Below are 23,908 nucleotides of genomic sequence, written 5' to 3' on the forward strand. Positions count from 1 at the left end.
CCTTTTATTTACCGGCCGTCGTCGGAAGGAGCTTCACCATGTCAGCGGTACGTCATGCCCGCGTCATCATTCTCGGCTCCGGCCCTGCCGGTTACACCGCGGCGGTCTATGCCGCGCGCGCCAACCTCAAGCCGCTGCTGATCACCGGCCTGCAGGCCGGCGGCCAGCTCACCACCACCACCGAAGTCGACAACTGGCCGGGCGACCCCCATGGCCTCACCGGCCCGGCGCTGATGCAGCGCATGCAGGAACACGCTGCGCGCTTCGAGACCGAGATCGTTTTCGACCATATCCATGGCGTCGACCTGGCCGGCCGGCCGTTCACCCTCAAGGGCGACAGCGGCACCTACACCTGCGATGCGTTGATCATCGCCACCGGCGCCAGCGCCCGTTACCTGGGGCTGCCCTCGGAGCAGGCGTTCATGGGCAAGGGCGTGTCCGCCTGCGCCACTTGCGACGGTTTCTTCTACCGCAACCGCGACGTGGCAGTGGTCGGTGGCGGCAACACCGCGGTCGAAGAGGCGCTGTACCTGGCCAACATCGCTCGCAAGGTGACCCTGGTACACCGCCGCGATAGCTTCCGCGCCGAGAAGATCCTGCAGGACAAGCTGATGGCCCGCGTCGCCGAGGGCAAGATCGAGCTGAAACTCAATGCCGAGATCGACGAGGTGCTGGGCGACGACATGGGCGTCACCGGTGTGCGGGTGAAGACGCTGGACGGCAGCCGCGAAGACCTGAAAGTGGATGGCCTGTTCGTCGCGATCGGTCATACCCCGAACACCTCCCTGTTCGAAGGCCAACTGGCGCTCAAGGACGGTTACCTGGTGGTCGACGGCGGTCGTGAAGGCAATGCCACCGCCACCAGCGTGCCGGGCGTCTTCGCCGCCGGCGACGTGGCCGACCACATCTACCGCCAGGCGATCACTTCTGCCGGTGCGGGCTGCATGGCCGCGCTGGACGTGGAGCGTTATCTCGACGCGCTCTGAATCTGAGGGCGAAAGGAAAAGCCCCGCCGATGACCTTGGTGGGGCTTTTTAGTTTTGTTTGTTTTTGTGCGTCTGGTCTCATTTTTGATACAGAACCGGACCGTCTAGGGATTTCCTGATTGTTTCGCCCATAGGCTAGTAGAAAATCGCCACCCTTTGATGTTGGAGTGCCAGTATTCTCCAAGGAGTGGGTGGTTGATGTTCAGGCTGTCGTTTGTCTCGTTCTTTATTCTTTTCTCCGCTTCTCTCCAGGCCGCCGAGCCGCTGCCCGGCGACCGCGACCTGATCCGCGACCGCCAGGAGCGCGTGCTCGAAGAGCAGCGCAAGCGCCTGGAAGAGCTGCAACAACTGCCCGGTCGCGAAGCGCCGGTCGAGCCCGCCGCGCCGGCCGTCGACGAGCCCTGTTTCCAGATCGAGCGCATCCGTCTGCAAGGCGCCACCCTGATGTCCCCCACCCAGCAGCGCGAACTGCTGGCCCCCTTCGAACAACGCTGCCTCGGTGCCAGCCAGCTCAACGAGCTGCTCAAGGCCATCACCCAGCACTACATCGACCGCGGCTACGTGACCTCCCGTGCCTACCTGCCGCAACAGGACCTGGCCGACGGCGAGCTGGAGGTGCTGGTGGTGGAAGGCCGCCTCGAAGGGCTGGATTCCTCCGCCGTGGCCAGCGAGCGCGAACTGGCCCTGGCCTTCCCCGGACGTGCGGGCGAACCGCTCAACCTGCGCGAACTGGAACAACTGGTCGACCAGCTCGGCCGGCTGCCGTCGCGCCAGGCGCAACTGGAACTAATCCCCGGCGAGGCGGTGGGCGGCAGCCGCGTGCAGCTCAAGGGCGAGGCGGACAAACCCTGGCGCGCCAGCCTGGCCCGGCACAACGACGGCGAAGCCAGCACCGGCGAACAACAGTGGGGCCTGGGCCTGGACTGGGACAGCCCGCTGGGCCTGGCCGACCAGCTCAACCTGCGCGCCGGCCGTGACGCGGTGAGCGACAGCCAGCGCCAGTCCAATAGCCAGAGCCTCGCCTACAGCCTGCCCTACGGCTGGTGGACCTTCCGCTACAGCTACAGCCAGAGCGACTACCGCACCCTCAACGACGCCAACGGCTTCGCCTTCCAACTGGACGGCGACAGCCGCAGCCACCAACTCGCCGGCGAGCGCGTGCTGCACCGTGACAGCGTCAGCAAGACCGCCGCCAGCCTCGGCGTCAGCCACCTGCGCACCCGCAACTACATCGAAGACTCCCTGGTCGACGTCTCCAGCCAGCGCCTCTCCGAAGGCCAGCTCGGCTTCAACCACGGCCGGCGCATCGGCAACGCCTTCGTCAACCTCGACCTCGGCTGGCAGCATGGCATCGGTGCCTTCGACGCCCAGCAGAACGACCATCCTCGGGGCGGCCAGCCGGTCGCCCGCTACAACAAGTACGGCCTCACTGCCAGCTACCTGCAGCCGTTCCGGCTGTGGGACGAAGCCTTCAGCTTCGACAGCCTGATCAATGGCCAGCGCAGCGAAGACGTCCTGTTCGGCCCGCAGCGCATCAGCCTGGGCGGACTCTCCTCGGTGCGCGGCTTCAAGGAGCAATCCCTCTCCGGCGACAGCGGCGGCTACTGGCGCAACCAACTGCGCTGGCGCCGGCCGGTGGGCTGGGAACCGCTGCGGCCCTTCGTACAAGAATACGGCCTGGCCTTCGCCTACGACCTCGGCGTCATCCATGGCAATCGCCACAACCCGGGCCAGAGCGGCCGGCTCAGCGGCAACGCCGTCGAACTGTCGGCGCGCGGCCAGTACCTGGCGGCCGCGGTCACCTTCGCCCGTTCCCTGGAGCGACCCGACGCCATCGAACGCCGCGAGCACCCGGTGTACTTCCGGCTCGACCTCTTCTTCTGATTTTTCCGATTCGCTGTAGGCAGGAGTTTTCCCGCATGGACGTCCGTAGTCCCTTCTTCCAGAACATCGCCCTGATCCTTAGCGGCGTACTGTTCCTCAACCCCCTCGTCGCCACCGCGGCGGACCTGGCGGTGGCGGCCGGCGGCGGCGCCACGCTGACCCAGGCGGGCAACGGCGTGCCGGTGGTCAACATCGCCAAGCCCAATAGCAACGGCCTCTCGCACAACAAATTCAGCGAGCTGAATGTCGGCCAGCAGGGCCTGATCCTCAACAACGCCACCAGCGCCACGCAAAGCACCCAGCTCGGCGGCATCATCCTCGGCAACGCGAACCTCCAGGGTCAAGCGGCGGGGCTGATCCTCAACGAAGTCACCGGCGGCAACCCCAGCCAACTCAAGGGCTACACCGAAGTGGCGGGCAAATCCGCCCACGTCATCGTCGCCAACCCCCATGGCATCACCTGCGACGGCTGCGGCTTCCTCAACACCCCGCGGGTCACCCTCAGCACCGGCAAACCGGTGGTCGAGAACGGCCGGCTGGACCGCTTCAGCGTCGACGGCGGCGAGATCGTCATCGAAGGCGCCGGCCTCAACGCCAGCAACATCGACCAGTTCGATCTGATCACCCGCAGCGCCAGGCTCAACGCCGAGCTGCACGCGAAGCAGCTCAACGTCATCACCGGACGCAACGAGGTCAAGGCCGGCGACCTCAGCGTCACCGCCAAGGCCGACGACGGCAGCGACAAACCGGCCCTGGCCATCGACAGCTCGGCCTTGGGCGGCATGTACGCCGGGGCGATCCGCCTGGTCGGCACCGAGGCTGGGGTGGGGGTGAAACTGGCTGGCGACATGGCTGCCAGCGGCGGGGATATCCGCATCGACGCCAACGGCCGGCTGACCCTGGCGCAGACTGCGGCCAGCGGTGATATCCGCCTGAATGCCCAAAGCATCGAACTGACCGATAAGACCTACGCCGGCAACACGGTCAACGCCCAGGCCAGCGGCGAAATCGCCAACCGGCAAAGCCTGGCGGCGCGCAACACGGTGAGCCTGACCGGCCTACAAGTGAGCAACGCCGGCGTGATCGAAGCGGGCGTCAACCCGGACAACACGCGCAACGCTACGGGTGATGTCAGCCTGACCGGCCAGAGCGTGCGCAACAGCGGCACGGTGATCGCCAGTCGGAACCTGGATGCCAACCTCACCGGGACGCTGGATAACCGTGGCGGCACCCTGAGCGGTAAGGCCAGCACCACGGTCGGCGCCGCAACGCTGGATAACAGTGCCAAGGGCCGGCTGCTGTCCAGTGGCAGCCTGACCGTGGACGTCGACGCGCTGAACAATCGCGGTGGCCTGGTTGCCAGCGGCAAGGACCTGAACCTCACCAGTACGAACCATCTGGACAACCAGGCCGGGGAAATCTCCAGCCAGACCGTAGTCGCCATCGAGGGCGGCAAGGTCGATAACCGTAGTGGCTTGGTCACCGCCGGCAGCGCGCTTAGCGTAACGGCCAGTGAGTTGGACAACAGCGCCCAAGGCACGCTGAGCAGCCAGGGCAGCCTGAAACTGGTCGAGGCGGCGGTGAATAACCAGGATGGCGCCATCGTCGCCGCCCAACGCCTGGACATCACCGGCAAGAGCCTGGACAACCGCGGTGGCCTGGTCAGCGGCAAGGCCGATGTGGCGGTTGCGGTGGATGCGGTGGACAACCGAGAGCAAGGCACGGTCATTGCCGATGGCCAACTCAACGCCACTGCTAGCGAGTTGCGCAATGGAAACGGTGGTCAGGTCGCTGCCAAGGGCGATGTCACCGTCCGTGTGGGCAATCTCAGCCAGCAGGGCGGCGAACTGCTCAGCCAGGGCCAACTGACCCTCGATGCCGATCAGGTGGATAACCGTAATGCCGGTCTTATCGCCGCCAGCAAAGGGTTGGAGATCCGTGTCGGCGAATCCTTGCTCAACGGCGGTGGGGAAATCTCCACCCAGGGCAAGGCCAACCTCCGCGTGCAGGCCGTCGCCGGACAACCGGCCGCGCTGCTGGACAACAGCAACGGTGGCCTGATCATCGGCGACCAGGGCCTGACCCTCACCGTGCAGCGCCTGCTCAACCACACCAAAGGCATGCTGAGCGGTCGCGACGGCCTGCTCCTGACCGGCGACAGCCTGGACAACAGCACAGGCGGCACCCTGAGCAGCCAGAAAACGCTGGGCGTGCAACTGTCCGGCGCACTGGACAACCATGGCCAGGGGGCGTTGCTCAGCGGCGGCAGCCTGACGGTCGAGGCGGGCAGCCTGGACAACAGCCAAGGTGGCCTGACCACGAGTGGTGCGGGCCTGACGGTCACTGCGGGCCAGATCAACAACCATGACCAGGGGCGGATCGCGGCCAAGGGTGAGGTACAGGTCACCGCCAGCGGCCTCGATCAACAGAAAGGGGGCGAGCTGGTCAGCGAAACCGCACTGACCCTCGACCTCCAGGGGGGCGCCCTGAACAACAGCGATCACGGCCTGATCGCCACGCCTGGCACGCTGTTGCTGAACAACCTCGGCCGGGTCGATAACTCGCTCGGTGGCGAGATTTCCAGCACGCAGAGCTTCCTGCTCAAGGCCCGTGAGCTGAACAACGCTGCCGGTCGCATCATCAGCAGCCAGGAACTGCAGCTGCAGATCACCGGGGCCCTGCTGAACAACCTCAAGGGCGCGCTCTCCGCCGCCAAGCTGACGGTGCAGGCCCGTAGCCTGGACAACTCCGTGGGCGGTGTGCTGGTCAGCAAGGGCGATATCGGCATCGACCTCAAAGGCAAGCTGGATAACCACGGCCAGGGCCTGATCTCCGCCAGCACCGCGCTGAAGATCGATAGCGCCGAACTGGACAACTCCAGCGATGGACTGCTGGCCAGCGGCGGCGCGCTGCGCTTGACCACCGGCACCGCTGACAACCAGGGCGGCATCCTGGCCAGCCAGGGCACCCTGGAGGCCACCACCGGCAACCTCGACAACCGCAACGGCGTGATCAGCAGCCAGCAGGCGTTGAGCTTGTCTGCCGACGCCGTGGACAACCGCGACAAGGGCCTGATCGCCAGCGCGGCCGGCCTGGCCCTGACGGCCGATAGCCTGGATTCCAGCCATGGCGGCGAGGTCTCGGCCAAGGGCGACCTGAGCCTGACCGTCGCGCGGTTGATCCAGCAGCAAGGGCGCCTGATCGGCGAGGCCGGCGTACATCTCGACCTGCTGGGTGGCGACCTGGACAACCGTGGCGGCCTGCTCAGCGCCCAAGGGGCGCTCACCCTGGAAAACCTGGGCAAGCTGGACAACCGCGGCGGCGAGCTTTCCAGCAGCCAGAGCTACAACCTGACCGCCAGCGCGATCGACAACGGCGACAAGGGACGGCTGATCAGCGCCGGCACCCTCGGGCTCGAACTGGGCACCGGGGCACTGCGTAACGCCGGTGGTGGTTTGATTTCCGGCTGGCTAGGGTTGACGGTCAAGGCCGGTAGCCTGAACAACAGCGGCCTGGGTACCTTGTCCAGCCGCGAGGGTAGCGTCGGCGTCGAGCTGAGCGGTGCGCTCGACAACAGCGGCGAAGGTGCAGTGGTCGGCAAGGGCGCGCTGAGCGTGGCGGCTGCCAGCCTGGATAACAGTGCCAAGGGCATTCTCTCCAGTGGGGGCGACCTCGAACTGACCCTCTCCGGCGCACTGAACAACCGTGACGGTGGCCTGATCGATACCCAGGGCGGGCTGACCGCCAGCGCCGGTGCGGTAGACAACCATGCCGGGCAGATCGGCAGCCAGAAGACGGCCACCGTCAACGCGGCCAGTCTGGACAACAGCGCGGGCCAGCTTTCCAGCAACGCCGCGTTGACCCTGACGCTGGCCGGCAACCTGCTCAATACACAAAGCGCCAAGCTGGCCAGTGCTGGCCCGCTGGTGCTCAAGGCGGCTGCCATCGACAACCGGGGCGGCAGCCTGATCAGCCAGAACCTGCTGCACCTGACGGCTGCCAGCCTGAACAACAGTAACGGCGGTACCCTCGCTGCGCGTAACGCCCTCGGCATCACCCTCAGCGGCGGGCTGGACAATAGCACCGACGGCTTGATTCACAGCCAACAGAACACCATCGGTATCCGGGCACAGAGCCTGAACAATGCCGACGGCACACTGAGCAGCCAGCAGGACCTCGCCATCAACCTGGATGGTGCGCTGAACAACCAAGGCGGGCGTCTCGAAAGCCGGGCTGGTAACCTCGACCTGCAACAGGCCAGTCGCGTCGACAACAGCGGCGGCGTGCTCAGCAGCATGAACGGCTGGCTGAAACTGATCACCACCGGTTTGTTCGACAACGACGCCGGCACCACCCAGGCACAAGCCCTGGACATCACCGCGAACGGCCTCGACAACCGTGGCGGACACATCTCCGCACTAACCGGCGATGCCGATCTCGACATCGGCACCGCGACAGTCAATAACCAGGGCGGCGGTCTCTACGCACATCAACTGCTCGCCGTGATCGCGGGTGATTTCAACAACCAGGGCGTGGCTCAGGGGGAGGGGGGACAGGTTGGTGCGCATACCGTCGACTTCAGCCTGAGTGGCGTCCTGAACAACCACTTTGGCGTGGTCGAAAGCGACACCACGCTCAGCCTCAAGGCCGGTGCCATCGACAATACCGCCGGTACCCTGCGCGCCCTCGGCAACACTGGAACGACACGGATCACCACCACCAGCGGTGCGCTGGACAACCGCTTCGGCACACTCGAAACCGCCAATATCGACTTCACGCTTTCCCTGGCCAGCCTGATGAACGCGGCCGGCAAGATGCTGCATACGGGCAGCGGTACCTTTGGCCTCGCGTCCAGTCAGGTCATGCAGGCCGGCGGCAGCCTGGTCACCAACGGCTCGTTGACCCTCAGCGCCGATAGCTGGACCAACAGCAGCGTACTCCAGGCTGCTCGCCTGACCCTCAACATTGGCACTTTCACCCAGACCGCCGAGGGCCAACTCCTGGCCAGCCAGTCGCTGACCGGCACGGGCGGCAACTGGATCAACAATGGCCTGCTGGCGAGCGATGGCAGTGTCAGCCTCACCCTGACTGGCAGCTACGGTGGCAGCGGTCGCCTGACCAGCCTGGGCGACCTCAGCCTCAAGGCGGTTGACATCGACCTGACGGACGCCGCCAGCGTTACCGCCGGCGGCATCGGCAGCCTCACCGCGACCGGCACCCTGAGCAACTACGGCACGCTGACCGCCGCAGAAGACCTCACCCTCCGCGCAGCGACGCTGAACAACTACGGCACGCTGGGGGCGGGCGAGCGTCTCGATGCGTTCACCACTGTCTTCCTCAACGAGGAAGGCTTGGTATTCAGCGGCGCGGATATGCGCCTGTTTGGCAACCAACTGACCAACCGGCGCGGCGATATCTACAGCAACGGTCTGCTGGTCATTGCCCGGAACACCCAGGGCGCGGAGGCCAGCCTGTTCAGCAACCTCTCCGGCACCGTGGAAAGCGCAGGCGACATGAGCATCGCCGCCAGCAGCCTGACCAACGCCCGCGAAACACTGAACATCACCACCCGCAAGCTGGCCGCGCGCATGACCTATGCCGGTTGCTACGACTGCAGCGGCAAGCGTAACGCCAACTTCATCCTGGAAGAGGTGGACCGCACCGAAGCGACCGATGCCAGCGCCCGAGCTTCGTTGCTGGCCGGCGGCGGCATGCATCTGAGCGGCGGCGCCGTAGAGAATCGCTATAGCCTGATCGCGGCGGCGGGGGACCTGCGCATCGACTCGGACACCTTCAGCAACCAGGGCGCGCAAGTGGGCGACTACACCCGCAAGCGCTTCCTGAACTCGCACCGTACCAACTCCATCGAAAACGTCTTCAACGCCGTCGACGTCTTCAACGCGCGTCATTGGCCGGAGAGCACCAGCAGCGGCACTATCACCCGCGACATCAATCAGTTCATCCAGGCTTACATTTACGACAACTACAGCCTGGGTAGCCCGGTATTCACCGCCCGGGAGGATGCCGCCTATGACGCGGTGGTCCAAGCTGGCGGTAACGTCACGATCACCGCGCAGACGGTGGAGCAAGGCGTTATCCGGCCTTCGTTCGCCTATACCCGGATCGGCAGCCGTGTCGGCGAAACCTACGTGGCGGGCAATGACCTCACCACCATCGTTACCCTCAACCCACAATTGCCCCCGGACCTGCGCCAGCGTCAGGTGAATCCACTGACTCTGCCGGGCTTCAGCCTGCCCAGCGGCCAGAATGGGCTGTTCCGCATCAGCAGCCAGGATGCGACGGCCGGTACGGCCAGCGCGGCCCAGAGCGGCGTGGCGGTCGAGACGCAACAAGGCGGCTCCGTGCAAGTGGGCATTGGGCAGGATACCCCGATGGCCAACGTCGCAACGGCCAGCGGCTTGAGCCTGGGCGATACCCAAGGAGCGGCTCCCACGGTCTCGGCTGGTATGCCGGCTGTGGAGGGTATTGAGGGCTTGCCCGCCACCAGCCGCCCGGCCGGCGCGCACAAATACCTGATCGAAACCAACCCGGCGCTGACCAACCTCAAGCAGTTCATGAGTTCGGACTACCTGCTGGGCAACCTGGGTTACGACACCGACATGGCGCAGAAGCGCCTGGGCGATGGCTTCTACGAACAGCGTTTGATCCGCGAAGCCATTGTGGCGCGCACCGGCCAGCGTTTCCTTGCCGGGCTGACCTCGGACGAGGCGATGTTCCGCTACCTGATGGACAACGCCATCGCCAGCAAGGCATCGCTGGGGCTCAGCCTGGGCGTCACCCTGTCCGCCGAACAGGTGGCAGCGCTGACCCACGACATCGTATGGCTGGAAGAGCAGGAGGTGTTGGGCGAGAAGGTGCTGGTGCCGGTGCTCTACCTGGCCCAGGCCAAGGATCGCCTGGCCCCCAACGGAGCCTTGATCCAGGGCCGCGACGTGGCATTGATTGCCGGTCAGGACCTGAGCAACCAGGGCACCCTGCGCGCCGGCCGCAATCTGGATGTGACGGCGAATAACATCGCCAACGGCGGCTTGATGGAAGCCAACGAACGCCTGTCGTTGCTGGCTACCGACAGCATCCGCAACGCCCAGGGCGGCATCATCGCCGGGCGCGACGTCTCGGCCATCGCCCTGACCGGCGACATCGTCAACGAACGCAGCCTCACCACCCATGCATCGGCGGGCGCTGGCTACACCGACCGAGAAGCCTTCGCCGACAGCGCAGCCCGCATCGAAGCGGCCAACAACCTGACGCTCAGTGCCGGGCGTGACATCCAGAACATCGGTAGCGCCCTGAGTGCCGGTAACGACCTGGCGATGAGCGCCGGACGCGACCTGAGGCTGGTCTCCGCAGCGGAGCATGACCTCAGCCGCCGTGACGCCAGCCGATACAATATCGGCCGCGAACAAGTGACCCAGCACGGCTCGGACATCAACGCGGGCCGCGACCTGAGCGCCAGCGCCGGCAACGACCTGACGGTGAGCGCCAGCCGTGTGACAGCAGGGCGTGACATGGCTTTGTCGGCAACGGGCGACGTACGCCTGGAGTCCGCCGCCAACGAAAGCCATTTCGAACTGCACCGCGACGGCAACCACAAGGATGTGGATATCGAACGCGACCGCGTGACCCAGCAGGGCAGCGAACTGTCGGCAGGCGGCGACCTGCTGGTCCAGGCCGGTGGGGATCTCACGGCTGTGGCGAGTACGTTGAAAGCGGGAGACGAAGCCTACCTGGTGGCGGGTGGCAACCTGGAGTTATTGAGCGCCGAGGATTACAGCCACGACCTCAGCGATATCCGCAAGAAGAGCAGCAACAGCAAAAAGGCGCGGCGTGACGAAGTCACTCAGATCAGTCAGGTTGGCACCCTCCTTGGCAGCGGCGGCGATGCCGTGCTGCTGGCGGGCGAGGACATGCGGATCATGGGTAGCGAGATCGAGTCGCGCGGCGGGGCTGTCAGTCTGTCGGCCGCTGGCGATGTGCAGATCGGCCATGTGCTCGACAGCCTGGAAACCAGCCACAGCAGCAGTACCAGCAAGCGCAGTTGGGGTGGCCTGAAGTCCGGTAAAGCCAAGCACGAGGTCGCGGAAAGCCAGACCGAGGTGGTGGGCAGCCTGATCTCTGGCGAGACACTAGGCATCCAGGCCGGGCGCGACGTCAAGGTGACCGGCTCTGGGCTGGTCAGTACTGGCGACCTGAGCGTCGTTGCCGGACGTGACCTGAGCGTCGAAGCCGGTACCAACAGCTTCAGCCGCACGGAGAAGCACAAGGTCAAGAGTCGTGACCTGACCGGCATCGCCACCGGCAACAATCTCGGCCTGGACGACATTACCGGCGACCTGCATTTATCGATCAGCAAGCAGAAGGGTAACGGCAGCGCCCAGGAAACCACGCTGACCGGCAGCACCATCGGCTCCAGCGAAGGCAATGTCGAACTGGTGGCCGGTCGGCGCATGGATGTCATCGCCAGCGACCTGGTAAGCACCAAGGACATGCGCCTGGTGGCCTCGGACGTCAATATCGAGGCGGGCATCGAAACCGCGAAGGAGACCAGCCAGAGCAGCTCCAGCAGCCTGGGTGTCGGCCGGGTCGTGGGCGGTGCCCTCGTCGATACGGTGAAAAGTATCCGTGACAACGTCCGGGCTGCGCGTGACGCCGAGGATGATCGCCTGAAAGCGGTAAAAGGTGCCCAGGCCCTTCTGTCGACCTACTCGCTGGCCAGCGACATGGACAGCTCGGCGGCGAACCTCGCCGACGGCAAGCCCGCCAACAGCGGCGGCTCGGTGATCAAGATCGGCACCGAAGTAGCCTACAGCCGCAGCAAGAGCAGCAGCGAATACAGCAGCGAAACGGTTCGCCAGTCGACGCTGAACAGCGGTGGCACGCTCAATATCACCGCGACGGGCAAGGATGCCTCCTCGCAAGGCGATATCCGAGTGGTCGGCAGTGACCTGAAAGCCGCCGACACACAATTGCTGGCCAAGAACGACATCCTGCTGGAAAGCGCGCAGGCGCGGCGCGACTGGGACAACCAGAGCAAGGGCAACCGCACCAGCATCGGTGCAAGTTTCAACATCGGCGAGCAGAACGGTTTCACCCTCGACCTGGGCGCGAAGACCGCAACGGGGACCGGCAGCGGTCATGAGGTGACCCAGGTCAACAGCCATCTGGATACCGGCTCGCTGCTGCTGGTCAGCGGCGGCGATACCACCCTGGCCGGTGCGAAGATCCAGGCCGATAAGGTACAGGCCGCCATTGGCGGCGACCTGAATATCCAGTCGCGCCAGGATGAAGCGAAGAGCAAGACCGAGCAGAAGAGCGCGGGTGCGGGTGTCAGCATTTGCGTTCCGCCGTTCTGCTACGGCTCGACGGTCAGCGCCAGCGGTAGCTTGGCGGAAGGCAAGACCAGCGTCGAATACCGGGCGGTTACCGAGCAGAGTGGCATCTACGCAGGCCAGGGCGGCTACGACATCCGCGTGGGCGACACCACCCACCTGCAAGGTGGCGTGATCGCCAGCGAAGCCACGGCGGATAAGAACCGCCTGAGTACCGACCGTCTCGAATTCAGCGATATCCGCAACCGCAGCGAAATCAAGAGCCGGGCTGGCAGTATCAGCGTCTCCGCCAGCAGCTCGGGATCGAGCCATCCGGCGAATGGCGGTAAGGAAGTCGCCGGCAAGAGTGGCATCGGCGGTGGCCTGCCGATCGCGTTGAGCGAGTCCGACCATAGCACCACCCGCAGCGCCATCGGCGCCGGGACCGTCGAAGTACGCAATCCCGAAGGGGCCCATGACCTCGATGGCCTGAGCCGCGATACGGCATCGGCGAACCAGGGGCTGGAGCGCCCGAATGAAAGAGCGATGCAGGAGCGCATCGACCTGATCCAGAGCACGGCGGCGCTGGGGCAGGGAATCGTCGGCGTCATGGCCAAGGCGAAACAGGACGAGGCGCAGCAGAAAGTCGAACGCGCCAATCAGACGGGGGCGGCTGCGGACATCGCGGCCGCCAATGCCGCGCTTGCCGAGGCGGCGGCCTGGGCCGCCGGCGGAGACAAACGCCTGCTGGCCGACATCACCACCGGCCTGGTGGCGGCGGGGTTCGGTGGCGTCAGTGGCGGAACGGCGGTAGGCGTCGTGGCCAACACCACGGCGGCGGATACCTTCAAGCTGATCGGCGACTACGCGGACAAGAAAGAGCGTGAAGCCACCGACGCGGCCAGCAAGGCAGCCTGGGCCGAAGGCGGTATTGCCCGCGTCCTGCTGCATGCAACGGCAGGCGCCGTCCAGGGCCTGGCCAGCGGCAACGTCCAAAGCGGCGCGGTGGGCGCGGGTGCGGCGGCAGCCCTCCTGCCGGTCATCGCCGACGCCCTGGCCAAGAGCGGGTTGGGAGAAAGCGATCAGAAGGCCCTGGCCACACTGATCGCCACGGGCGTGGGTACGAGCGTGGGCTCCGGCTCGGGCGGCAAGGTGGTGGCGGGCGGTACGGCGGCCGGCGTGGAGTTGTACAACCGGCAGTTGCATGAACGTGAGCAAGAATGGTTGATGAAGAACGCCAAGCGCTTTGCGGAAGAGCAGGACATTAGTGAGCAAGAAGCTTTGGAGCGTTTGGGCCAACAAGCTTTGAAAGAAACTGATTACCTATGGCGTGCTTTGCTCAGCGATGGTGACGATGGCGCCGCCAAGGCGTTCCTGCTGGCTTCTGGCCAAACCTTTATCAATGACTTAGGTGAACAGCAGGCTTTGTTCACGGCTGAAGGGCAGCAACTATTTCGTCCAGAAATGTTTGCGGATGTGGCGGACACTCAGTTTTACCGCAACTTCGTGCAGAGCGGCATAAGCCGCAGTTTGGGAGCCGGTTTACGTAGGGAATTACAGGACTCAGGGATCGCCCTGAAGGATGGGGCGATTGACCTCGGCAAGGCGATCGTTGAGCAGCCGGGGACTGTACTGGAAGGGTTATGGGAAAGCATCAAAGGATTGCCTCAGAGCGTGAAGGACGGCCTGCACGATAGTGGCAACGCGATCGGTGAGGGTGCGGCGACTGCTTTTGATCCAGAAATTGGCGCTAGGCTCAATGCCATTTATGGCATGGATGTTTCCGCTGCCCAGCAGAGCCTTCTGCTAGTGCGTACGGCTACGGCGGTAGCTGGTGCGAGTTCGGTTGGGAGGGCGGGTGGAAAACTGACCAGTGAAGTTGCTGAGGCGGTTACCAAGAAGCTGGATGAAGTCTTAACTGAGCTAGCCAAGCAGTCGCTGATCAAGAGCGGCGGTGTGCATGGGTCGGATGGAGCACCACTGCTTGATTTGAAAAGGTTGACTACCGAGCAGAAAGGTAGGATGGGTGAGCTGTTTGGTGAGAACACGGTCAAGCAGATCATCCCAGATGGTGAGAAACTAGCTCGTATGCCGGGAATCGGTGAGACGGGTATTGATGATCTATATAAGGTTAATCGCCCCGATGTGGATTATGTGGTGATCGAGTACAAGTTTGTGGGCAGCGAAACTGGCAAGGGTAGTTCGCGCTTGGGTAATACATCGGATGGAAGGCAGGGAAGTGAAAGTTGGACTCTTGGCTCAGGAAGACTGGAAAAAGCGGTTGGGGAAAACATGGTTCCTGATATCGAGATAGCTGTACGTGGCAGCCGAGTCGAAACCTGGGTTGTAACTACACGGCCAGATGGCTCGACAATTGTCGAGGTTCTTGATGTCTTGGGGAAGGTAAAAACTATTGATACGTCAAGGATACTTAATTCCAATGTGGATATGGTTGGGCCTAAACTATGATTCGAGCACCGATGGGTGATGGTTCTTATTGGAATCATTGGGTCGGCTTTTCGGAGAAGACAATAAGTAAAAAGTTGGATGCCTTAGTTGCGCCAGCTGCTAATGAGACCTATGAAGCGCAGTTTTTGTTTGATTTATCAAGAGATAATTTTCGTCTTCTCCTGCGTCGTTATTCTCGCGGAGATACTATCCGCGAGCTTGGTCGGTACCTCTCTGACGCGCTGAGTGCCTGGGAGCGATCAAACCAGTTGGCCGAGCGTATCTGCTGTGAGCACAATCTCAAGAGCTGCCGCGACTGGACCTTCGAACTATCGAACCTCAACCATTACAACTGGTGCTTCTGGTTGGTGGGGCTGGCGCTAGCCCTAGAGATTCCTGAGGAGCAATGGCAGCGTCTGCTGACGCTGATAGGTGGTGAAGGGGAGGATGTGTTGCTCGATCGGGTAATTGCCAGCCGGCAGCCGTTCCGCAAGGTTGGTACCCAGTTACTACATACTAAACCTTATACCCGCTTACTTGAGACTATTGATGCATCGCGAGAGGATCAGGCAGTTTTGTTGCTTAGTTTTGTCGAGCACTGGTATGGAGAGCTGAAGCGCAAAGGTAAAGACGAACTGTGGTGGTATAACTATGGCGATGCAGAAAAACATCCGCTGGAGAAAGGTAGCTACTTTGGACGTTGGTGTATTGAAGCAGTTGCGGCAGTGAAAGCCTTTGGCATCGATGAAAGTCTTTGCTTGGGGCATGAGAATTATCCAGGCGATTTGCTTCGTCCGGATGGACCAAGTACGCACCTCGTACATCGTGAGCAGAAGAAAAGCTGGTTGTTAAGACTGTTTGGAAAGTAAATAGGCAGGTGTCCTGTCCAAACGTCCAACAACCCTCCCCCTGCACTGGCAGAAGGAATTTTCTCCCTGCCAGTTGCTCTCTAATCGCTTCCGCTATGTCACTTGTCATTTTTTCTACCTGAACAAGCCGGCGTTCCCTCTGATGTCCCACCTTTCTAAACGTTCGGACCCGAGAAGACCTGCTGTTACTGGCCAGTAGCTCGGATCTGGATGTGGCCGAGCAGGCGCCGTCCAGGGCCTGGCCAGCGGCAACGTCCAAAGCGGCGCCGTGGGCGCGGGTGCGGCGGCAGCCCTCCTGCCGGTCATCGCCGACGCTCTGGCCAAGAGCGGGTTGGGAGAAAGCGACCAGAAGGCTCTGGCCACACTGATCGCCACGGGCGTGGGTACGAGCGTGGGCTCCGGCTCGGGCGGCAAGGTGGTGGCGGGCGGTACGGCGGCCGGCGTGGAGTTGTACAACCGGCAGTTGCACCGGACCGAGCGCAAAACGCTGGAAGAAGAGGCGGATCGCCTGAGCGAGAAGGGGCGGAGCCAGTCCGGGGCAACTTGGGAAGACCTGCTGTTGCTGGCCAGCGGCGCGGAGCTGGACGCAGCCGAGAACGCGCGGCTGCAAGCGATTCTGGCGCAGTTCGGTCCCGATAACCCGGAGGCTGATGTTTTCGCCAGGGACTTGAAGGTGGCGCTGGGCGTGGTCCAGGGACTGGCGGAGCGCAACATTGTGCTGACCTGGTCCGATGGCAAACCGATTGTCGCCAATGGTGCTCCGGTCTATGCCTTCCGGGCTACGAATGCCCAGTACAACGATTCGACCCTATTCAACACCAGCGCGCCCTACCTCACACCGCAAGGCTCTCCATGGGCGGGTACCGAAGAGCTGGTGCCGGAGCTGTGGAAGCAGCAGTTCGGTGAGCGAAACGCCGTTCGATACCTGAACGAAATTTTGTATAGCTCCACCAGCCAGAGCGACTTCGACGACGCCTTCCAGCGCGTATCGCAGGTGGCCAGTGGCGGTGTGGCCAACGTCACCTGGGACGTCGACGCGGCGCTTCTGCTGAGCGGCAGCGGCGGTGCGGTGCAAGCCGTGAGAACCATGCTGGCGCGCCGCACCATCGCGGCGGAAGCCGGTGCCGCAGGCGAGAGGATCGTCCAAGAGGAACTATCGAACCTGGTCGCCAACGGTTCGTCCTACTTTACCGGCAGTCGGATCATCCAGAAGGACACCACCGTCCAACTGACCGAAGAAGTGGTGCTGACCAGCGGCCAAGTGGTACCGAAAGGCAGCGTGGTGACCGTCAACGGCGATGCGATGAAGATCGTACAGCCTGACGGAAACGTGATGACGGGTTCATACTCCAGGGCGGTGGCGGAGGTTAAGGGGCTGCCTGCGCCAGAGATGGCTGAAGCTAGTCGATTTATAGCGGCTTCAGAGATGCCCTTTAAGGTTGGGCAAGTAATCACTAATGCAGGCAGGGCGGTAACCAAACACCCAGAATACTTTGGTTTTAGCTCAACGCAGGAATTGCGGAAAATATTCCGTTCAGATGCAGAGCTTAATGAGTTGGCTTCGAATGCAGTTCAGGAAATTTTAAGCTCTGGTTCGAGAACAACTGGTGCAGGCGGTAGATATCCGAATGGTTGGGTGACATATACTTTGCCTGACGGGCGAGCTGCTAGTTGGACAGCATCAGGCGAATTTATTGGATTCAGAGGGGTGCAGAGGTGATGGCTGTTTTAGTGTTTGAGAAAGTTGGTGATATCCATAGTGAATATCCGTATTTGTGTGTTTATTTGAGTGGTGAAACTGCACCTTTTTTGGAAGTGACGGTTAATTCTGATAGGAAATTGGAGTTTAAATTTTATTCTATTGGGAAAGATTTCTCTCTTGGTGTTGATGAAATGAAAGAAATAGTAAGTAGAGCGGAAGTGTTTTTACCCCAGGCTTTGGAGAATGAAGACTCTGCTTTTTAGAAAGAGGGTGCAGAGTTGAGTGCTACGCAATATTCCAATGTGGATATGGTTGGGCCTAAACTATGATTAGAGCACCGATGGTGGAATAATTGGGTCGGATTTTTGGAGCAGGCAATAAATAAAAAGTTGGATGCCTTAGGCTCTGTACGAAAAGTGCCTGCGCTCGGTGATGCGTCGTTAAAAATCGGCTCGGAATGCTCATTTACAGCACGTAAACTCCGCTTCCTCACCGATTTTTGCCTAGCCTGACCTTCGCTCGGCGACTTTTCGTACAGACCCTAGTTGCGCCAGCTGCTAATGAGACCTATGAGTCGCAGTTTTTGTTTGATTTATCAAGAGATAATTTTCGTCTTCTCCTGCGTCGTTATTCTCGCGGAGATACTATCCGCGAGCTTTGGTGGGTCTGTAAATTGAACTGTGTAACAGCCCTTTGAGGGCACCTTTAAAAACGTAGGCGAGGCAGTCAGCACAAGGCAAAAACAAGCGAAAAAGCGCAGTTTACGAGCTGTAAATGAGCATTTTGACTGGGCTCGCATTCGAGCTTGTTTTTAACGCAGTGATGACAACGCAGGTAGTTTTTAGAGGTGCCCCTATAGGGTGTATTTGGATAAGGCCACAGGAACGGTGAAAAACTTCCATCCGAAGTAATGGTGAGGCGCTTATGAAAGAATTGTTCGGTCAGCCATACAGCGAGTCAGACCCTTATTGGATAGTTAAAGGGTATTTTGACAGGATGTATAACGATGACTACTTCATTGAGGCGGCTGGCTATATTGTGAAGAGGTGGGGATTCAGTACGGACGGGGCATACTGTAACTTTCCTGATGAAAATAGTCCGTTTGATGAAGAACACTTTGAGGGGGTTGAGTTTGCTTATGGTTATCCCCCTGAGAATGAAGATACAGTTGTTGTGAGTGAGGCGGTTTGTTCTGAATACATTCGGTTGGCTTGTGAGAAATATATTCAACGTCATCCTGAGGATGCTGCGAAAGTAAAAGAGCTATTGGATAGTCTCTCTTTCTAATCCCGGGCTGCGTGTCCCGTCCAATCGTCCAACAGACTTCCCCTGCCTCTGCGGCGGGGGATTTTCCTCTATCGACCCGACCGATTCTGTCGTTTCAATCCGCCGCTCGGGACCGAGTCAAGCCGCCCTGTCCGTAGACAGGCAACGTCCAAAGCGGCGCCGTGGGCGCGGGTGCGGCGGCAGCCCTCCTGCCGGTCATCGCTGACGCCCTGGCCACACTGATCGCCACGGGCGTGGGTACGAGCGTGGGCTCCGGCTCGGGCGGCAAGGTGGTGGCGGGCGGTACGGCGGCCGGTGTGGAGTTGTACAACCGGCAGTTGCACCCCGACGAGCAGAAGCTCCTTGAGAAACAAGCCAAAGAGCTTGCCAAGGAAAAAGGGATCAGCGAAGAGGAGGCTACCCGCCGCTTGGCCGAAGCATTCGCGTTCTATACCGATGCGGATTGGCAGGCGGTGATTGCGGGCAAGGCCGAGATCGATTCCGCCACGCTCATCCACTTGGGGTTGGCTTTAGCGCCGTTGGGCAGTCGATACGATGTGGTTGCCATCGAGGGCGACGTCCCGTCGGTTGGTATGCCGGATAGCAAGACTTACACGGCAGCGGAAACCCTGCGGTTACTGCAGAACTACCAACTGACCCATGCGGCGGCTTTCAACAATCCGCTGATCAATTCTGAATACCTAGGGTCTGTACGAAAAGTCGCCGAGCGAAGGTCAGGCTAGGCAAAAATCGGTGAGGAAGCGGAGTTTACGTGCTGTAAATGAGCATTCCGAGCCGATTTTTAACGACGCATCACCGAGCGCAGGCACTTTTCGTACAGAGCCTAGTCAGCCTTTCTCCGGAAAACCTCAGCTATCAACTGTATTACGCCAAGTATCTGAATTACGGGTCGGCGTTCAACCCGGCGGCAGATACCTCCGGTGCGATGCAGGGAATCGGGGCTGCGGTAGGGCAGGCCAAAGAGAACATATTCGCGCTAGGTAAAAGTCTGATACAGGACTTCGCGGGAACCAGTTCGCAGTTGGTCAACGGTGCCCTACAAAGTGCTGCCCAACCCGATCAAATGGTACAAGCCTTCAATCAGGCCAGGACTGAAGCAGAAGCACAGGCCTACCTGTACCGCCTGCAAGGCAATCCGGAAGCCGCTGCCAAGGTTGAGATGGAATGGGCGACCGAGCTGGCTTTGAATCTGGTAGGAACTCGGGGAGGATTGGCTCGAAGTGGGCAGTTGGTTGATGGGGCCGGCGAAATAGTTGGTTTGAAAAAGGCCCCCCCAACAATTGAGTATAAACCAGAGGGAAGCGTTGTTCGCCAAGGAAATGATCCAGTTTGTGGTTCTGCATGTAATACCATGGTCATTAGGGATGTTACTGGGGGTTTTGTAGATCTGTCAGAGGTTGTCGAAAAGTTTACTAATGGCATCAGGCAGACAGGTGTTAATGTCTACGAAATGAGCACGGTTCTGGCTGAGTATGGGGTGGCAAATAAACCAACTGTTACATTGACCGCTCCTCAGTTGGATAAGGCTCTGGATGCGGGAAGAAGTGTAATTGTTAATTTGAATGGGCACTTCGTGATAGTCGATAGCGTGAAGTCTGTGGGTGGGGCTTCTTATTATATGACTAGGGATCCATTCATGGGGCCTAGAGGGGTTCTTGCAGAGATATTGCTTCCAGTTATGCAGCGAAATGGTAATGCTATTATTATAGGCGAGTAGTAGAGACAATGTGGAGGTGTTTTTTGGGGAAAGAAAAAGACAGAGTAGTCGAAAGATTTGGCTTGCTTAGTGATCAAGATGAGCTTCTTTATCTGACAGTCGATGGAGGGGAGAGGCTCTGCCTGATTAATTGTGGTTTGATCTATGCCATTGCAGAGCAGGTTCCGATATTAGCAGGAGGGGATTATTATTTTTATTATAAGGCGAGAGTAAAGGGGAGGTTTGTTTCTGGGGATGTATCAGGCTTTTCTGTTTCTGAGATGTCAGTTGATGTCACGGGTAATGGTGGGTTTCAAACTATAGATATTGGTCATGAAATGATAGAGAAAGGAAGGGGGCGGCGTCTTGGCGCTTTTTTACATAAACCTAGGAAACTTAAAGATTGGATGGATGAATAACCGATATTTTTGTAGTTGGCATGCATGGGGCCCGGAAAATATTAAATTGGATCTAGAGATCACAGGTCTGGCTAGATAGAAAACCAATTGTAATTAATGGTGCTCCGGTCTATGCCTTCCGGGCTACGAACGCCCAGTACAACGATTCGACCCTATTCAACCCAGCGCGCCCTACCTCACACCGCAAGGCTCTCCATGGGCGGGTACCGAAGAGCTGGTGCCGGAGCTGTGGAAGCAGCAGTTCGGTGAGCGAAACGCCGTTCGATACCTGAACGAAATTTTGTATAGCTCCACCAGCCAGAGCGACTTCGACGACGCCTTCCAGCGCGTATCGCAGGTGGCCAGTGGCGGTGTGGCCAACGTCACCTGGGACGTCGACGCGGCGCTTCTGCTGAGCGGCAGCGGCGGTGCGGTGCAAGCCGTGAGAACCATGCTGGCGCGCCGCACCATCGCGGCGGAAGCCGGTGCCGCAGGCGAGAGGATCGTCCAAGAGGAACTATCGAACCTGGTCGCCAACGGTTCGTCCTACTTTACCGGCAGTCGGATCATCCAGAAGGACACCACCGTCCAACTGACCGAAGAAGTGGTGCTGACCAGCGGCCAAGTGGTACCGAAAGGCAGCGTGGTGACCGTCAACGGCGATGCGATGAAGATCGTACAGCCTGACGGAAACGTGATGACGAGTTCATACTCCAGGGCGGTGGCGGAGGTTAAGGGGCTGCCGGGAGGTGGGGAAAAAGGAACATTAAATACCACTCTGATCGATGAGTTAGCTGCTAACGGTGTGAAATTCACTCCAGAGAACGTCATTGCAGTGGGTCGCAGTCCGAGTGGACAGGTTGTGTTCTTAGAAACAGGTAGCTCAAAGGCTGGATTGCAGCACATTATCGAGGAACATGGCAGTCAGTTTGTCCAGATGGGAGTATCTGAGGCGCAGATTCCTGGAGTAGTAATGAAGGCAGTTACTGAGGGTAAGCTTGTTGGTTACCAAGGCTCTGGACTTGGGCGTCCAATTTATGAATTAGTCATTAACGGAGAGCCACAGCGCATTGCAGTGACTGTTGGGAATAATGGATTTATCGTTGGCGCAAATCCAAGGGGTAGCATGAAATGAAATATATAAAGTTGATGGCGGATTATCAGTGCTATCCACTTTGGAATATGTCTCCTGGTGAGTATGGTGATGTAAGCCCTAGCGATCTTCCTATCTCTAATGAGCTTAAGTTGCGCCTCTTGAAGTGGGCCGCCATCTACGATGAAACACTAGATATGGACTGCCCATCCAATTCTGGATTTAAGGATGAGGCTCTGGAACACGAGTTTAGACATGAAGGAGAACTGCTGGCTGAGTGTCTAAGGAATGAACTGGGGCCGAATTATATAATTACGCTAAAATTTTAGTTGGTGCAAAAGGAATTGGGGCAGCAATTAATACAGTCCCGGAATTTCAGACGCAAAGCGTTCCCAATAAATCTGGGGTTCTAATACTGAGAGTCGGCGATTCCGAACCTAAAATTTTGGATAATCTTGCCCGGAAGCTTGGTAACAACACTGCAGCGAAAGGCTCGGTCACGATATTTACAGAGAGGGCTGCGTGCAGTAGTTGTCTGGGGTCGTTGAGCAATTTAAAGCTAAGTACCCAAATATTCAGGTTAATGTTTGGATAATAATGGTGTGGTTATGCGGCCGCCTAAAGGTAATTAATATGAATCAAGATCGAGTCTCCTATTTTCAAATTAAGGGCTGGATTCTAGAGAATTATTGGGATGGTTGCCGGGATCATGGGCCATTGCCTTCTAACAAAGGCAAAGAAAGGTGGACTCTAGAGCAGATTGCATCTGATGTTTATGATGGATATGCGGGAGGGGAAGGTAGTTTTGATTCTCCTTTGGAGTATTTGATGCTTGAGGTTGTTAGTTTTGTTTTGTCGTGCTGGTATCCGGCACAAGCCGAGCATCATAAGGATAGAATCTACAGCCTGCTTTCAGAGCATAATTTAGAAAAGATGCTTGAAGGAATTCCTAATGATGAGCTTGATGAATTCAGGCATGATCTAAGTATTTTAGGTTTTCTATGAATAAAAATAGCCCCGGCACTACCGGGGTTATTTGTTTCATTCCGCCGTAATTACCAAACACCCCTGCATCACTCTGATGCGTATCCGCTTGAGGACTAAGGAGTACAGCTACTACATCAATTCTGGCGGTAGCTATGGCTGGGGAGGTGCCAACAGCAATGCCCAAAAAGTAATCAATCCGGCTACGGGCGCCAGTGCCGCCGTCCAAGACAAAAGCCAGGAAGGCAAAGGCGAAGAGGGCGCCAATTTTGCGAGGGCGAGCGCTAAAAGTGCAAATAGTAACCTGTAACGATCCCTCCCAGGTTGCCAGCCCCTGGCTGGTGAGTGTTCGTTATCGGTACGGATGGCAAGCAGTTTGCCATAGCGGCCGATAGCTCCTTTTCTCGCTTGACCTCTTTCCTTCAGCCTCCTAACCTCGCGCTGCTTTCGTGCTCATCACGAAGGCCAGGTTTGGCGACCTGACCAAAGGCGCGGTTTGCCGCAATTGCTCTGCACGTCCTTGGGCGATGCAGCGCTTTGTTATGGCGGACCGCGTGGGGAGATCCTTCGGGGTCTGCCGGTTCCTTTGGCCGGTTCGCCAACCCTGCGCGGTTCGTCACCCTTTCCGTTTGGCGACGGCAGGTGACGATTCCTTAACCTCCAAAGGAACCTGTCTCCCATGCAAGAAGCTCTCACTCCAACGCTGTTTACCCGCCACAACCATTCCTTGCGAGCTTTGCTGATAGATGACCAAGCTTGGTTTTCCATCGCGGATTTAGCCGTGCTGCTTGGTTGTCCCAACGATATCGAGCGTATTGCCGATCATCTGGCAACCGACCAGCAACGCAGCGAGTGGATGTTTACCCCCCATGGTCTCAAGGAGACCTTGTTGATTGACGAGTCTGGCCTATATGCCGCCTTGTTGCGAGATACACACCCGGAGAGCGAGGGATTGCGCCGTTGGATTGCCCACCGTGTCATTCCGGAACTGCGTAACAGCGACCGCAGCGAGGCAGGGTCGCCTCGCTATGGCACCTTGCATTGGAAGGCCAGCGGCGTGCAGGTCATTCACTGGCAAGACAGGCTGTGGATTGCCCTTGACGATATACCCCAGGTCATTCGTAGCGATGCTTTGCGTCCCAGCGCGCGATAGCCTGCGGCTTGATCGAGCAGTGTGAATTCAGCCCCGCCAGTATGGTTTCGGCGGGGTACTTGAGAGGTAGTGATCCAGG

Annotated in this window: 15 protein-coding genes; all 15 read left to right on the forward strand. The window is 59.7% G+C overall.

Features of this window, described 5'->3' with window-relative positions; translation table 11 throughout:
• Positions 1-38: 38 nt before the first annotated feature.
• Positions 39-986: a thioredoxin-disulfide reductase gene (gene trxB, locus PIN01S_RS10530; RefSeq protein ID WP_084335618.1), complete on the forward strand. Its 948-nt coding sequence runs from the start codon at positions 39-41 to the stop codon at positions 984-986.
• A gap of 198 nt (positions 987-1,184) precedes the next feature.
• A complete protein-coding gene (locus PIN01S_RS10535) occupies positions 1,185-2,870 on the forward strand; it encodes a ShlB/FhaC/HecB family hemolysin secretion/activation protein (protein WP_084335619.1) in 1,686 nt (561 codons plus the stop codon).
• A 35-nt stretch (positions 2,871-2,905) separates the two neighbouring features.
• The gene (locus tag PIN01S_RS10540; RefSeq protein ID WP_084335620.1) at positions 2,906-14,668 is read left to right on the forward strand and encodes a two-partner secretion domain-containing protein; all 11,763 of its coding nucleotides are present in this window, start codon (positions 2,906-2,908) and stop codon (positions 14,666-14,668) included.
• A gap of 11 nt (positions 14,669-14,679) precedes the next feature.
• Positions 14,680-15,516, forward strand: a complete 837-nt coding sequence (locus tag PIN01S_RS10545) for a PoNe immunity protein domain-containing protein (RefSeq protein WP_244506017.1) — start codon at positions 14,680-14,682, stop codon at positions 15,514-15,516.
• A 268-nt stretch (positions 15,517-15,784) separates the two neighbouring features.
• Positions 15,785-17,236: a hypothetical protein gene (locus PIN01S_RS10550; RefSeq protein WP_084335622.1), complete on the forward strand. Its 1,452-nt coding sequence runs from the start codon at positions 15,785-15,787 to the stop codon at positions 17,234-17,236.
• Positions 17,236-17,481 carry a hypothetical protein gene (locus tag PIN01S_RS26310; protein WP_139809698.1) on the forward strand — a complete coding sequence of 82 codons (246 nt, stop codon included), beginning with the start codon at positions 17,236-17,238 and terminating at the stop codon, positions 17,479-17,481. The genes PIN01S_RS10550 and PIN01S_RS26310 overlap by 1 nt, the downstream gene beginning before the upstream one ends.
• A gap of 661 nt (positions 17,482-18,142) precedes the next feature.
• Positions 18,143-18,505: a ribonuclease toxin immunity protein CdiI gene (cdiI, locus tag PIN01S_RS10555; protein ID WP_084335623.1), complete on the forward strand. Its 363-nt coding sequence runs from the start codon at positions 18,143-18,145 to the stop codon at positions 18,503-18,505.
• Positions 18,506-18,666: 161 nt separating this feature from the next.
• Positions 18,667-19,227, forward strand: coding sequence for a hypothetical protein (locus PIN01S_RS10560; protein WP_084335624.1), 561 nt, complete (start codon positions 18,667-18,669; stop codon positions 19,225-19,227).
• A gap of 38 nt (positions 19,228-19,265) precedes the next feature.
• Positions 19,266-20,222, forward strand: coding sequence for a hypothetical protein (locus PIN01S_RS10565; protein ID WP_084335625.1), 957 nt, complete (start codon positions 19,266-19,268; stop codon positions 20,220-20,222).
• A 23-nt stretch (positions 20,223-20,245) separates the two neighbouring features.
• Positions 20,246-20,620 (forward strand): hypothetical protein, encoded by a 375-nt coding sequence (locus tag PIN01S_RS26315; protein WP_139198655.1) that lies wholly within the window; start codon positions 20,246-20,248, stop codon positions 20,618-20,620.
• A gap of 217 nt (positions 20,621-20,837) precedes the next feature.
• Complete coding sequence (locus PIN01S_RS26910) at positions 20,838-21,734, forward strand: hypothetical protein (RefSeq protein WP_218024713.1); 897 nt, start codon at positions 20,838-20,840, stop codon at positions 21,732-21,734.
• Positions 21,735-21,748: 14 nt separating this feature from the next.
• On the forward strand, positions 21,749-22,021 hold the full coding sequence (locus PIN01S_RS27705; RefSeq protein WP_501193792.1) for an immunity protein CdiI family protein: 273 nt from the start codon (positions 21,749-21,751) through the stop codon (positions 22,019-22,021).
• An 86-nt stretch (positions 22,022-22,107) separates the two neighbouring features.
• Positions 22,108-22,287 (forward strand): deaminase domain-containing protein, encoded by a 180-nt coding sequence (locus PIN01S_RS27425; RefSeq protein WP_425287696.1) that lies wholly within the window; start codon positions 22,108-22,110, stop codon positions 22,285-22,287.
• A gap of 38 nt (positions 22,288-22,325) precedes the next feature.
• Positions 22,326-22,697, forward strand: a complete 372-nt coding sequence (locus PIN01S_RS26920; RefSeq protein WP_212633107.1) for a hypothetical protein — start codon at positions 22,326-22,328, stop codon at positions 22,695-22,697.
• A gap of 658 nt (positions 22,698-23,355) precedes the next feature.
• Positions 23,356-23,829: a BRO-N domain-containing protein gene (locus PIN01S_RS10585; RefSeq protein ID WP_084335627.1), complete on the forward strand. Its 474-nt coding sequence runs from the start codon at positions 23,356-23,358 to the stop codon at positions 23,827-23,829.
• Positions 23,830-23,908: the final 79 nt, after the last annotated feature.

This window comes from Pseudomonas indica NBRC 103045, assembly GCF_002091635.1.
Classification (GTDB): domain Bacteria; phylum Pseudomonadota; class Gammaproteobacteria; order Pseudomonadales; family Pseudomonadaceae; genus Pseudomonas_M; species Pseudomonas_M indica.

Coding starts and splice junctions, on each gene's coding strand:
- trxB (WP_084335618.1), top strand. CDS start 39: ATGTCAGCGGTACGTCATGCCCGCGTCATCATTCTCGGCTCCGGCCCT.
- PIN01S_RS10535 (WP_084335619.1), top strand. CDS start 1,185: ATGTTCAGGCTGTCGTTTGTCTCGTTCTTTATTCTTTTCTCCGCTTCT.
- PIN01S_RS10540 (WP_084335620.1), top strand. CDS start 2,906: ATGGACGTCCGTAGTCCCTTCTTCCAGAACATCGCCCTGATCCTTAGC.
- PIN01S_RS10545 (WP_244506017.1), top strand. CDS start 14,680: ATGGGTGATGGTTCTTATTGGAATCATTGGGTCGGCTTTTCGGAGAAG.
- PIN01S_RS26310 (WP_139809698.1), top strand. CDS start 17,236: ATGGCTGTTTTAGTGTTTGAGAAAGTTGGTGATATCCATAGTGAATAT.
- cdiI (WP_084335623.1), top strand. CDS start 18,143: ATGAAAGAATTGTTCGGTCAGCCATACAGCGAGTCAGACCCTTATTGG.
- PIN01S_RS10565 (WP_084335625.1), top strand. CDS start 19,266: ATGAGCATTCCGAGCCGATTTTTAACGACGCATCACCGAGCGCAGGCA.
- PIN01S_RS27705 (WP_501193792.1), top strand. CDS start 21,749: ATGGCGGATTATCAGTGCTATCCACTTTGGAATATGTCTCCTGGTGAG.
- PIN01S_RS26920 (WP_212633107.1), top strand. CDS start 22,326: ATGAATCAAGATCGAGTCTCCTATTTTCAAATTAAGGGCTGGATTCTA.
- PIN01S_RS10585 (WP_084335627.1), top strand. CDS start 23,356: ATGCAAGAAGCTCTCACTCCAACGCTGTTTACCCGCCACAACCATTCC.